The 12,247-nt window shown below is 37.2% G+C and carries 11 protein-coding genes; 7 read left to right on the top strand and 4 right to left on the bottom strand.

Annotated features, from left to right (window positions below):
* The first annotated feature begins 37 nt into the window (after nucleotides 1-37).
* From L2586_RS02905 to L2586_RS02890, 4 genes are read left to right on the top strand one after another with little or no spacing between them, the layout of a single operon-like run.
* A complete protein-coding gene (locus L2586_RS02905; RefSeq protein WP_235291272.1) occupies nucleotides 38-481 on the top strand; it encodes an Rrf2 family transcriptional regulator in 444 nt (147 codons plus the stop codon).
* The gene (locus L2586_RS02900; protein WP_235291271.1) at nucleotides 478-942 is read left to right on the top strand and encodes a c-type cytochrome; all 465 of its coding nucleotides are present in this window, start codon (nucleotides 478-480) and stop codon (nucleotides 940-942) included. The genes L2586_RS02905 and L2586_RS02900 overlap by 4 nt, the downstream gene beginning before the upstream one ends.
* Before the next feature lie 60 nt (nucleotides 943-1,002).
* Nucleotides 1,003-2,220, top strand: a complete 1,218-nt coding sequence (locus tag L2586_RS02895; RefSeq protein ID WP_235291270.1) for a hypothetical protein — start codon at nucleotides 1,003-1,005, stop codon at nucleotides 2,218-2,220.
* A 60-nt stretch (nucleotides 2,221-2,280) separates the two neighbouring features.
* The gene (locus tag L2586_RS02890) at nucleotides 2,281-2,709 is read left to right on the top strand and encodes an RrF2 family transcriptional regulator (protein WP_235291269.1); all 429 of its coding nucleotides are present in this window, start codon (nucleotides 2,281-2,283) and stop codon (nucleotides 2,707-2,709) included.
* 22 nt (nucleotides 2,710-2,731) lie between these two features.
* Here L2586_RS02890 and L2586_RS02885 read toward each other — a convergent pair whose 3' ends face one another.
* The 4 genes from L2586_RS02885 to L2586_RS02870 form a co-directional block, all read right to left on the bottom strand.
* Entirely contained in the window at nucleotides 2,732-3,091 is a 360-nt protein-coding gene (locus tag L2586_RS02885; protein WP_235291268.1) for a TM2 domain-containing protein, read from the bottom strand.
* A gap of 191 nt (nucleotides 3,092-3,282) precedes the next feature.
* Complete coding sequence (locus L2586_RS02880) at nucleotides 3,283-3,645, bottom strand: hypothetical protein (RefSeq protein ID WP_235291267.1); 363 nt, start codon at nucleotides 3,643-3,645, stop codon at nucleotides 3,283-3,285.
* Between the two features lie 525 nt (nucleotides 3,646-4,170).
* The gene (locus L2586_RS02875) at nucleotides 4,171-5,736 is read right to left on the bottom strand and encodes a T9SS type A sorting domain-containing protein (protein WP_235291266.1); all 1,566 of its coding nucleotides are present in this window, start codon (nucleotides 5,734-5,736) and stop codon (nucleotides 4,171-4,173) included.
* Entirely contained in the window at nucleotides 5,699-6,802 is a 1,104-nt protein-coding gene (locus tag L2586_RS02870; RefSeq protein ID WP_235291265.1) for an amidohydrolase family protein, read from the bottom strand. Before L2586_RS02870 ends, L2586_RS02875 begins: the two co-directional genes overlap by 38 nt.
* Nucleotides 6,803-6,950: 148 nt before the next feature.
* Here L2586_RS02870 and L2586_RS02865 point away from each other — a divergent pair, with 148 nt between their 5' ends.
* Genes L2586_RS02865 through L2586_RS02855 form a run of 3 tightly spaced genes read left to right on the top strand, consistent with a single transcriptional unit; the run spans nucleotide 6,951 to nucleotide 12,243 of the window.
* Entirely contained in the window at nucleotides 6,951-7,880 is a 930-nt protein-coding gene (locus tag L2586_RS02865) for a 1-phosphofructokinase family hexose kinase (RefSeq protein ID WP_235291264.1), read from the top strand.
* A gap of 12 nt (nucleotides 7,881-7,892) precedes the next feature.
* Nucleotides 7,893-10,067, top strand: coding sequence for an FG-GAP-like repeat-containing protein (locus tag L2586_RS02860; protein ID WP_235291263.1), 2,175 nt, complete (start codon nucleotides 7,893-7,895; stop codon nucleotides 10,065-10,067).
* 4 nt (nucleotides 10,068-10,071) lie between these two features.
* Nucleotides 10,072-12,243: a T9SS type A sorting domain-containing protein gene (locus L2586_RS02855; protein ID WP_235291262.1), complete on the top strand. Its 2,172-nt coding sequence runs from the start codon at nucleotides 10,072-10,074 to the stop codon at nucleotides 12,241-12,243.
* Nucleotides 12,244-12,247: the final 4 nt, after the last annotated feature.

Here is a 12,247-nt window from a genome sequence, read left to right as displayed (position 1 = left end):
TAATTATTTTATATTTGTTCATACTTTCTATAAAACGATGTTAAGTAAGACTAGTAAATATGGAGTAAGAGCAGTGTTGTACTTATCTATTAACTCAGATGAGGAGCATTTAGTAGGCGTAAAAGTACTGGCTGAAGAGACTGAAATCAGTGAGTCGATGCTCTCGAAAACTTTACAATATTTAACTAAGCGGCACTTGATTGAATCGAAGAAAGGTAGGAATGGAGGATTTTATATGACTGAGGAGCAGAAAAACAATGATCTGATGAGTATCATTAAAGATATCGAGCAGTCCGATCGATTGCTGAAAGGATGCATGTTAGGACAGAAAAACCATATAACATGTGAACATTGTCCTTATCACATTTCGGTAACTTCTATCAGAAATGAACTCCAATCTATTTATGCTTCAGATTCAATTAGGGAAACGGCAATCAAGCTTAATTTATCGAATATTCAAAACTTAAAAATTAACAAATGAAAAAACTATTAGTAATCTTATTTTTGGCTGGAGCAGTTTTTGCGTGTTCTGAAAAGAGTTCAGACGATTCAGCTAAGTCAGCACCTGCTAAGAAAGAAGCGGCTCCTGTAGATAATGGAAAAGGTGTAGGTGAAATCACCAATGTAACTTTGAATGATCCTTTGAATCAGGAAATGGTGACAAAGGGGAAAGCGATTTATGAAATGAAATGTGCGGCTTGTCACAAATTGAAAGGTTCTAGAATTGTTGGGCCTAGCTGGGCTGGAGTAACGACTAGGAGAAAGCCTGAGTGGATCATGAATATGGTCACAAATGTGGAGGTTATGCTGGAGAAAGATCCTGAAGCACAAAGACTTTTAGAAGAATGTCTTACTAGAATGCCTAATCAGAATGTTTCTATAGGAGATGCAAGAGACTTGCTGGAATTCATGTATCAAAATGATATAGATAACGCAAAATAACTAGCATGAGGTGTTGGTAGTTATAATCCTATTAACACCTTTTTTTAATCTTTCTGATCAATGATGAATAAAATTACAAACGCAACTCGTCCTATTTTATGCTGTTTGCTCTTCTTTTTCATTGCAAGTCTGATGGGACTGGCCATGAGAACAGCTTATGTCTTAGAGATGCCGTCTTGGTTCAATTATAGAAATGTCCAGCATGGTCATTCTCATGTTGCCTTATTAGGTTGGTTGTTCGGGATGTTTTATATCGTGATCATCTATGTTTTTCAACTAGACATGAAGAGATATATAAGACTTTTTTGGGTACTGCAATTGATTGTTCTGGTCATGATGTTTACCTTCCCTATCGTCGGTTACCATTCGGTTTCTATTCTATTTTCAATTTTACATATCTTTTTCATTTATATTTTTGCCTTTAGAATTTGGAAAGATATCAGCAATTCAGGAAAGCAAGGTTTGGCTATCCTTTTTCTCAAAGCCAGTATTGTATTTTTGGTTATCTCGACAATCGGATCTTTAGCACTTGGGCCTATTGTATCTGCAGGCATGAAAGGATCTGCGCTCTATTATGCAGCAATACAATTTTATCTACATTTTCAGTTTAACGGTTGGTTTGTTTTTGCACTTTTGGCTCTTCTATTTCAAGTCATCCATATCGATCCGGTCATTAAGGGACATAAAAATGGGAAGATATTTTTTTGGTTCTTGTGTATTTCTACAGTATTAACCTATGCACTTGCAGTAACTTGGTCTACACCTCACATTGCAATTTTCTTAACGAATAGTGCAGGTGTGATCATTCAGTTACTAGCTTTGTATTTCGGATTGCAACTGTTTCGGACTGTTAGAAAGTTATTGCCAAGAGTTTTCTCTCTTTTTAATCAAAGGCTGATATACATTGCGCTATCAGCATTGGTCCTGAAAATTTTAATACAGTCCGCCGTAGTTCTTCCTTATTTAGCACAAATGTCATACACGATTAGGAATTTTGTAATTGGATTTATCCATCTTTTAATGTTGGGATGCCTGTCCATGTTTTTATTTGCAATCATCAGTAAAATGATGAATATGAAATTAAGTACTTGGGGTATATTACTTTTCATAGGAGGTATTCTGGTTACAGAATTGCTCTTGTTTGGTCAGGGATTGATGCTTTGGTTTCAGCTTGGATTTATGCCCGGTTATTATTCGGCGATTGCAATCGGCTCTCTATTGATAGTAGTCGGTGTATTAGCTATCTTTATCAGAAGCACTAGGTTTAAAATTGTCTAAACAATTAATGACTTTTTTCTCTTTAATTGTAACTTTATCCTTTTAATAAATTTTGAGTGTATGTTTTCGAAGGCATGTGAGTATGGAATTAAAGCAGTATTGTATATATGTTTTCAATCACAATTAGGCAATCGAGTAGGGTTGAAAGAAATTGCTGAAGCAATAGATTCTCCAAGAGCATTTACAGGTAAAATCATGCAGCAATTATCCAAGAATCAGATCGTTCAGTCGATTAAAGGCCCATCTGGAGGTTTCTGGATGGAAGAAGACAACCGAAAAAAAATAAATATTAAAAGTATCGTTGAGGTACTAGATGGTGGTGATATCTATGTGAAATGTGGACTGGGGTTAGAGCAATGTAACAATAGCAATCCATGTCCTATGCATAGTGAATATACTGCCTTAAGAGAAGGATTGATTAAATTGCACACGGATTCTTCCATTGAAGATTTAGCTAAGAAACTAAATGGTAAGGCAACTTTGAAATGATAAATAAGGCGTGTTTCCTACTTTACCATTTTTGCCATTCTTCATCTAGAAGATTCCCTGACCTTTCGGCTCGCATTCTTCTTAATTCTTTGAAATCGTCTCTATCTCTGTACCTATCCTGTTCTCTCTCCCGATAACGATTCTGTTCCATAGATTCTATATATTCTATTTCGTCGAAGATAGGGTCATTAAAATCTTGCACCATTGCGGGTATTCTAAAGATATCGATCAGCCACCAGATACCTAATCCTCCAAACGTGATCCAAAAAAAGATTTGAGTGCCCCACTTATTCAGATAAGCATATTGTGCGCCAGCGAAAAACAATAGCAAATAGGCTATTCCTACATTTCTAATTTTGGATTTTAGTCTGTATTTGTTCATAATTGGATCATTTCGGTAATACCGTTACCATAACTAACTATTCAAGGATTAAAATAATTTCGGGAACAGAAGAAATTATGATTTTTTTCGGCAAACAATGTCTTCTGATAGATGAAATACGCTTCTTTTTTATCCAGATCTGATGCATGAAAGGTAAGCGATCCTCGAGAACACTGATTTAAGTTTTTTATTTACTCTTCTGGCGCAGATGTTTCTAGATCAAATTGTTTTTTTATTTTAATAAGTTTTGCTTCGATTCTATCAAAATCGCGCATCACTTTTTCATTGATCTGGGTAAGGCACATTTCCATACTTTCATAGAGACACTTCTCTTTTGCACTATTTTCTCCATAGCCGTAATATGCACCTATAATTGCGCGCTGCTTGCCTTTGCCATTGTATATTTCGACGATATTTTGATTGACATCTAAGATCTCAAGTGAAATGTCTAATTCTAATGTATATCTTCCTGCAGGAAGACCAATAATGGTTGTCAATCCTAGGCTTATCCCTGCTGCAATAGAAAATAAGGATAAGTCATTCCTAACTTTCATATGATTAATTCGCATGAGTGCATAACCGTAATTAGCCGTTCGCTGGGTTGATAAACCTTCTAGAATGTATTTATTAAACTGCCGCTCTATTACGTAAAGATTACTTGATGTCCCTAATGCTCTGGTGTAAGAATTAGAATAGTCTTCTTCGTCATTATTGAAGAGTTCTTGGTCTGTAAGAGGTCTAAGTTTAGGTAGTTTAGATTGGTTTTGCGGTAAGTTGTAATTGTCAATGAAGGAGTAAGAACGGCAACTTTAGAGCAGAATGAAGCCAAGGAAGAGGTAGAGGATTGTTTTCATGTTTACTGATTTTCTAATTAAGATATAATGCAAATCTGCTTATTAGAAAATATGAGCTTGTTTTATAATTTATTTAACCAGGATTAAGATTATATTATCATAAATCGAGAAAGGAGCTGTTATTTTGATCAGATTAAGCAAAAAAAATGGCAGTGAATTCGAGGTTCCACTGTCATTACTAAAAGATTTATCAGCAATAGTTATTAACAACACTTAGTGCTATTTTTAATTTCCGCTTACTATTATTTTAAAAGTATCGATGTTTCCAGCTTCATTTCTTATTCTTATAAAATACATCCCAGATCCATATGCAGCAAGATTTAACTTACTATCATTTCGCAATGTTTTTTGTAGAACTTCCTTTCCTTCTGCATTAAAAACATTGACATCAAATAAATTACCGCTTTCGAACTGTATGTTAATCAATCCTGTGTCTGTTACCGTCGGAAAAACTTTAGAAAAAGTCACTTGTGCTTCTTCTATGCTAGATGGCTGAGTGTATGGTTCATAATCATTCAATGTACCGAAAAACTGAATTTCTTGTGTTTCGAGAATGTCATCTGATTCAATGCTGAACGTAGGATTATCAGATCCACTTGAAATTGTAAATGTTTTCACTTCTCCAGGCTGTAGCAATTTTAGTGATTCAGTACTTCTAATACTATCTACAGTCGGGTACGCGTCTATGTATAATGGCGCTATTCCCAAGTTAGTGATCTCTACTGTGCTGCTATCAGCCATTGACTTAAAAGAAAGAACTTTGAATTTATAACCGCAAGCCATGCTCGCTTCTTTAATTCTTTCGATAGATTGGTATTTAGCTTGATCGTTACCAATCATATAACTGATGTGGAAATTTTGTGCGTGGATTTCAAATGGCTGACCGTGAGCTCCCACATCTGGATTAAGGACGTTAGCTTGATCATAGTTCGTGTAATAATTGAATTCCCCGCCAGCTGGAGCGATTTGGTATCGATCTCTATCGAAGAAATTCCAGCTCCGAGTATTGTATCCAGAATGTCCTTGGTGCATGAAAGAGTCATCGAATAATCCAAACGTAATATCCTTCAGTTCTGGTTCTGCCTCGAAAGGACTGTATGTTCCATTTGCTGCATCTATTGAAATACTCCAATAAGTATCTTCAAAGGACTCGTCTAAGACGTTGAAGAATTCTTTTTGAAACTCTTTGCTAGGGAAGGTCTTTCCTATCTCGAGTGGTCCACTGTATATATGATATTCCGCCCATAAACCGAAACCAACCTGAACGTAGGCTAAGCGAGGATCTTTATCATAACGCTCCGCATAAGCTTTGAAAAAATTCAAAGTGAAAGATTTTAATTCTTCATTTGACCAATCTGGGAAATAAGTAGTTTTTCCTTCCGATAATCCTTCTGTTTCCTCATAATCAGGTAAATCTTTTATGTACTGAGGAACGGTAGTTGTTCTGCCTGGATAAGAAAAACGAAACCTAAGAATACCTTGGTGATTCCTTGCCGCCATTTTATCGAGTAGGTCGTCTACTTCACTCCAGTCATATTCATCCTTGCCAGTAACTACTTTAGAAAAATCCATGTAAGAATATTCAAGTGCAACGGCATCAGTATTAATGAAGCTATTGCCAGGCCAGAAAACGATTCCGGTCATTGGTTGGACTTCTGTAATTTCGCTATCAATGTCAAAATCTACAAAGCTCTGCGCAGCTAGGTTTCCTCCTAGTGTGAACAAAAATATAAGTAGTGAGGCATATTTTAAGTTAATTCGATCCATCCAATATTTTTTTTGCATTTTCATAGTATATCTTTTTTAATGTGCGGTCAGAAAGATTAAGTCCATATAGCGGCCAATGATAATTGAACTGTTCTATTTCGTAAAAATGTTCATCGGCGGTTTCCAGGATTCTAAATGTGATTTCGTACATTTTTTTATTAAACCCCATGTCAGTACCATAAAGTAACCTGCCACTATATTGTTCTATGAATTTTCTTGTTCTTCTAGGAACGGGTGCGACCTCTGCGTATCTTGCGGAAATATCCGCATAGAGATTAGGGTACAAATCTAGTAGATTACCCAGAATGTCTAAGTCATAAGAACAATTTGCGTAGTGACAGGCTATAAAAGTGGTATTGCTATTATTTTTTACTGCGTTTTCCAGCGTTTGTATAAGTTGTTCGTGATTGATATAGCCAGGTTTGCTTGTGTCGATTCTCCAATTTCCGGCATTCATAAGCCCATCATTTTTTTCATCGATCGGTTCGTACATCCAGTAAGGTTCTGCGATATGGACATTAACGGGCATATTCAGTTCTCCGCATTTTTCAAGTAATGGCCGCATTCTTTCATCATCTAAGTGCATTCCATGCGCTGGAGTAGGTTTAGAATAAAGTAGTCCATATCCTTTGTCTCCTAATTCGCCGATTCCTCTTGCCCCTTTTTTATGACATCTGATGAGCTCTGCAACAGCTTTTTCTGACCATCCTTCTTCGTTATATCCTGTATAATCAAATCCACACCATATTTCGAATCGACCATCGTATTGGTTATACAAGTCATAGATACTGTCGAATGCTTCTCCAGTCTGATAGGTAAGTAGTATAGTTTTTTCTATTCCAAAAGCATCCATGTTTTGTATCCACAGATCAATGTCTTCTTTTGATTGAGCATAGGCGTGAGAGTGCATATCTATCACTGGAAATTTTGCCTTACTAATGGAAGTTTTAGGGACATTATATATAGATTCTGGCCTGTAATCTTTCAATTTCAGGTCATTAATATCTTGAGCAGATAATCTCTGAGGAGTGAAGATGAAGATTATAACACCTAAGACCAAAATACAGGTTAGATACAGTTTTCGTAACATAATGCTGATTTATATAAGTATTTATTACTGTTTATGCACTAAAAGAAATGAAACGAAAGTACATAATATTTCGAATCATTACTAAATAAATAAAAAAATATTTTAAATTTGTAAGCAAACATCCTGTTTTAAATAAATCATATTTGTAATGGCATTATATCGTATGCGCACATTTATCATCTGTCCTAATCCTGCAATGGATATTCAAGCTGAAATTGATAGCTTTCATCCAGGGCAACCGACCCGAATGAAGTCAGAAATTTATTTTCCAGGAGGGAAAGGTATTCATGTTGCTATGGCGCTGGAGGAACTTGGGATTCCTACAACTCTCGCTGGAATATGGGGAAGTGAGAATGGAGATCAACTGCAAAAAAGGTGCATGGATTACTATCCAAAAATTAATATTTCAGGACCATTTGTGAAAGGCTGGAATCGCTCATGCTACAGTTTTATTTCTAAGAATGAATGGCATGATACAGAATTGCTAGGTGCAGGACCTAAAGTGGAATCGAAAGTTTATGAAGAGTTTATACGGGAGATAGGGGAGAATTCGGATACCATTTCTTCTGTCGCAATTTGTGGATCATGGCCTTCGGGAGCATGTCTAACGTCTACTCAAAAAATAGTTGAGTTTTGTGAGATTCATGCAATTCCAGTATTTATAGATACTACAGGCCCGCAATTGATTAATGCTTTAAAAGCTAAGCCATATATGGTACACTTGAATAGAAGTGAAGTATGTAAGATGTTTAGTGCAGATTTTCAAGAAGCAATTGCTTTACTTGGCGAACAGTGCGAATTTGCTGCGGTAACAGATGGGAAAGAAGGATTGTATTTGAGAAGTAAGAAAGGCACTATACATGCTAATGTAACACTAGATCAGAAAGTAATAAGTACGATCGGTTCTGGAGATTGTCTGCTTGCTGGACTAATAGGTGCACACTATATTGGCTTAGGAGAGGAGGATTCTTCTAAAAGGGGTGTTGCATGTGGCGCAGCAAATTGTATCAGACCAGAATTGGGTATGTTGAACAAAACAGATGTAGATCTATTGATTAAACAGTCTTATATTGCATAAATCTAGTATTAGATGAAGAATAAAGCATTGACATATATCCTTATACTCTTAGTCTTAACCATCTCGGTAAGCTGTGTCGATGCGCAGCGATTTACGAATATCGCTGAAGAAGAAGGCTTGACGTTTTCATTTGAAACTGTGGAATATGGTGGTGGAGTTAGTTTTGTTGATTTTAATAATGACGGTTACGATGACCTAAGTTTTGCTACTCATCAAGGTGAAAAGCTAAAGTTTTTCATGAGTGATGGAAATCACTTGCAACCGATGCCCGCTTTCGTAGATGATACAAGTGAGGTTAGGCAAGTTCTTTGGGTGGACTACAACAAAGACGGATTATTAGATCTCTATCTTTCTTCAGAAGATAAAAACAAGCTTTACCGAAACTTAGGCGATTTTATTTTTGAAGAAGTTACAGAAGCGATTGGTTTGGATTTTAAAAGACAATCCTCTTATTGTTCCACATGGTTAGATTATGATAAAGATGGAAATTTGGATCTATGTGTTTCACATCGAACGAAGGAGAAGACTGGAAACATTGACCTATATAGCAATAAAGGGGATGGGACTTTCGAGAAAATTACTGCAAAGTCTGGGCTCCATGGTTTTGGTGAAAGTGTGCTCGCTATGTCTACTATAGATTACAATCGCGATGGCTGGGAAGATTTATACCTCGCTCAAGATTTTGAAAAAGGGAATATTATTTTAGTAAATAATAAGAATGGGACGTTTCGGGATGTATCAGATTCTTGCGGAGTGGATTTTAAGTTAAACAGTATGACTGCCACGATTACAGATTTCAATGCGGATGGTTGGGAGGATATTTATGTAACCAATACAACTGCGGGGAATGTATTCTTAGAAAATAACCGAGATAATACTTTTACTGAAGTTTCGGCTTTGTATAATCTTGATATTAAAAATGTAACATTCGGGACGATCTTTTTTGATGCCGATAATGATATGGATTTAGATGTTCACATCGGAGGGATGCTTAGCAATTTCACATATGAGCATACGGATGAAAATTACTTTGTAAAGAGAAATATTGACTGGGGCCTTCAGCAAGATAATGCATTTAATAATGGTGTTGCCATGGGTGATTATAATGGAGATGGCGCTGTAGATTTTGTGAAAAACAGTGTGACGAGGGTTGGCTTTATTAATAGTTATAATTCTTTATGGAGGAATGATTTTACAGGAAATAACTTTCTGAAGATTCATTTAGCCGGAACGATTAGCAATGCTCATGCTATCGGGGCGCGAGTGGAATTGTATAGTGAAGGAAAGACGCAGTATCGGAAGATAGGATGTGGTGAAAGTTTTAGTTCTCAGCATAGTTATACACGGCATTTCGGGGTAGGCGAGTATGATGTTATCGATAGTGTTATTGTTCGATGGCCATCAGATAATATATCGGTGCTAAAAAATATTAGTACAAATCAAACACTGTATATCGATGAACCACTCGGTGGTTGTATGGATAAAAATGCTTGTAATTATACGTCAGATGCGATCTTCGATAATGGTTCTTGTCGTTTCGTTACAGATTATTATGATTGTGATGGGTGTGTAAGAGATGAAGACGGTGATGGAATATGTGATGAGTTGGAAATTAGAGGTTGTATGGATCCATTATCTTGTAGTTATAATCCTCAGGCGACGGATGAAGATGGTTCCTGCACTTACTTACCTGAAATAGAAATAAGTGGATCTCGAAAAGTAAGTGCTTTAATGGAGTTTGCTTATTCTGTATCTGGACAGGAAGGAAGTGATTACGAGTGGCGCTGTACGAATGGCAGCATTGTTTTAGGTCAAGGTGGTGCTAATGTTATGGTGATATGGCATGAGCAGGATGAAGGTGTGCTCGAGGTTGTTGAAATCTCTGAGGGTGGTTGCACAGGTTCAGTGGCGAGTATGGATGTGGACATTTCATCTTTTCTAAAGGACGAAGAAGTGTCTATAGCGCTGTTGCCAAATCCTGTTCAATATGTCCTTTACATTAACGGACTTCATCCAGAATCGACTTATACTTACCGCGTGCTTGATGGGAGTGGCAGATACCTTCATATTGGTAAGTTAGAATCTGGACGATCTGAGATTCAAGTGAAAGACCTTTCGGCAGGATTATACGTTCTAGAATTAGAAAATGATAATCAAATGACTAGGCATAGATTTTGTAAATTATAGGATCATGAAAATGCTCAAATTTTTCTCGCTGGTTTTTCTTTCACTGCTTTGTGTAAGTGGTCATCTGAAAGCACAGGATAAAACTATAGCTCGAGCATGGAATGAAGTGGTGATAGAGTCTATAAGAAAAGACTTTGCTCGGCCTACGATACACGCAAGAAATTTATATCATACCTCTGCTGCGATGTATACGAGTTGGGCATTATTTGATGGCGAATCTCAGCCATACTTTCCAGGGATAGAAAGCGACCGGTTTTTAAGTGATTTATATAGTCAAGTTGGAGTAGATTTAGACAACAAAGCACAAGTAGCTGAAGTGATAAGTCACGCAGTTTATAATCTGATAATGCACCGTTATAAAGATGCTCCTGGATTTCTTGAAATAAAGAAAATGGCAGACGATTTAATGGGAGCGTATGGTTTCGACGCTTCCAATATTTCTACCGATTATACCACTAATGATCCAGCAGCACTTGGGAATTATATAGCCTTATTCTTTATAAAATATGGCTTGTCGGATGGTGCCAATGAGCAAAATGGATACGATAACCAGTTCTACAATCCTACGAACGAGCCTTTAGATCCAACTCATTCTGGAATTAATGGAATAGTAGATCCTAACCGATGGCAACCCTTGCTTTTCAATAGATTCATTGATCAGAGTGGTAATATACTACCAGAGGCTGTTCCAACTTTTCTAAGTCCAGAATGGGGAGTGGTAAAGTCATTTGCATTTGAGAAGGATGATTATGTAAAGTATAATAAAGATGGATTTCAATATGCAGTTGCGTTAGATCCTGGTGTGCCGCCGCTACTAGAGGAAGAAACAGAAGCCTATCAATGGGGATTTTCATTAGTCAATAAATGGTCTTCACATTTAGATTCAGATGATACGGTCATGTGGGATATTTCTCCTAATCAGATCGGCAATATTGAATATTATCCTGAAAAAGTAAGTGATTATCCTGCATTTTATTTAGAAGATGGAGGGGACATCGGTTCTGGTTATCAGACGAACCCTGTTACGGGAGAGCCTTATGAAGAGCAATGGGTTTCTAGAGGAGATTATACAAGAGTGTTAGCTGAATTTTGGGCGGATGGACCACACTCTGAAACACCTCCTGGTCATTGGTTTACCATTATTAATTACGTGATGGACCAACCTGAATTTTCGAGGAAATATGCAGGAGGAGAAATATTAGAAGATCTGGAATATGATGTGAAAGCATATCTTATGCTAGGTGGCGCGATGCATGATGCTGCTATTGCCGCTTGGAGTGTAAAGGGCTACTATGATTATATAAGGCCCATATCTGCTATTCGGTACATGGCGAGTTTGGGGCAGTCTACCGATCCGAATGATTTAAATTATCATAAGTACGGCATACCACTAGAGCCAGGATTGGTTGAATTAATTAAGAGTGGAGATCCTGATTTTCCAGATCCTTCCCTCATTGGGCAGATAAAATTAAAAGCATGGAAGGGGCCTGATTATGTAGATAATCCTGCAACGGAAAAAGCGGGGGTAGGCTGGATACTTGCTGGAGATTGGTGGCCGTACCAACGACCTTCGTTTGTGACTCCACCCTTTGCTGGATATGTTTCTGGGCATTCTACTTACTCTAGAGCGGCTGCGGATGTTCTTGCCTATATAACTGGTTCTCCATATTTTCCAGGTGGGCTAGGTGAGTTTCATGCTAAGAAGAATGAATATTTGGTATTTGAGGAAGGTCCAAGTGTAGATGTGATTTTGCAATGGGCGTCTTATCGAGATGCTTCTGATCAATGCAGCCTTTCTAGAATATGGGGTGGAATTCATCCACCCGCTGATGACATACCAGGCAGAAATATGGGAGTGCTAGTGAGCCAAAAAGCAATCAGAAGATCGAATGAGCTTTTTACAGCTAGTGAAGGTTCGGTAGATCAAGGCGCTTCGGCTAAAGATTTAATTGTTTTTCCTAATCCAATTTTGCAAGGTGGAACAGTCCACATAGAAGGAAGTTTTGTCTATGATCACCTGGAAATAGTGAACACAGCAAACCAGGTTGTGTACAGCAGAGATTTCGAGTTCCCTTATTTTAGTGTATCAACTGCAAACCTATCTCAAGGCTTATATTTTGTAGTTTTAAGAGGTAAGGGAACAGTTGTAAGTCAGAAATTGATTGTTTATGAGTAGTAAT

The sequence above is a fragment of the Portibacter lacus genome (genome assembly GCF_021533215.1).
In the GTDB taxonomy this organism is placed as follows: Bacteria; Bacteroidota; Bacteroidia; order Chitinophagales; family Saprospiraceae; genus Portibacter; species Portibacter lacus.
Note: the sequence above shows the minus strand (reverse complement) of the source record. Positions and strands in the feature narration are given on the sequence as shown.

Excerpts from the sequence above, each read along its gene's own strand:
- L2586_RS02900 (WP_235291271.1), top strand. The coding sequence starts at position 478 with ATGAAAAAACTATTAGTAATCTTATTTTTGGCTGGAGCAGTTTTTGCG.
- L2586_RS02890 (WP_235291269.1), top strand. The coding sequence starts at position 2,281 with ATGTTTTCGAAGGCATGTGAGTATGGAATTAAAGCAGTATTGTATATA.
- L2586_RS02875 (WP_235291266.1), bottom strand. The coding sequence starts at position 5,736 with ATGAAAATGCAAAAAAAATATTGGATGGATCGAATTAACTTAAAATAT.
- L2586_RS02855 (WP_235291262.1), top strand. The coding sequence starts at position 10,072 with ATGAAAATGCTCAAATTTTTCTCGCTGGTTTTTCTTTCACTGCTTTGT.
- L2586_RS02895 (WP_235291270.1), top strand. The coding sequence starts at position 1,003 with ATGATGAATAAAATTACAAACGCAACTCGTCCTATTTTATGCTGTTTG.
- L2586_RS02905 (WP_235291272.1), top strand. The coding sequence starts at position 38 with ATGTTAAGTAAGACTAGTAAATATGGAGTAAGAGCAGTGTTGTACTTA.
- L2586_RS02860 (WP_235291263.1), top strand. The coding sequence starts at position 7,893 with ATGAAGAATAAAGCATTGACATATATCCTTATACTCTTAGTCTTAACC.
- L2586_RS02885 (WP_235291268.1), bottom strand. The coding sequence starts at position 3,091 with ATGAACAAATACAGACTAAAATCCAAAATTAGAAATGTAGGAATAGCC.
- L2586_RS02870 (WP_235291265.1), bottom strand. The coding sequence starts at position 6,802 with ATGTTACGAAAACTGTATCTAACCTGTATTTTGGTCTTAGGTGTTATA.
- L2586_RS02880 (WP_235291267.1), bottom strand. The coding sequence starts at position 3,645 with ATGAAAGTTAGGAATGACTTATCCTTATTTTCTATTGCAGCAGGGATA.
- L2586_RS02865 (WP_235291264.1), top strand. The coding sequence starts at position 6,951 with ATGGCATTATATCGTATGCGCACATTTATCATCTGTCCTAATCCTGCA.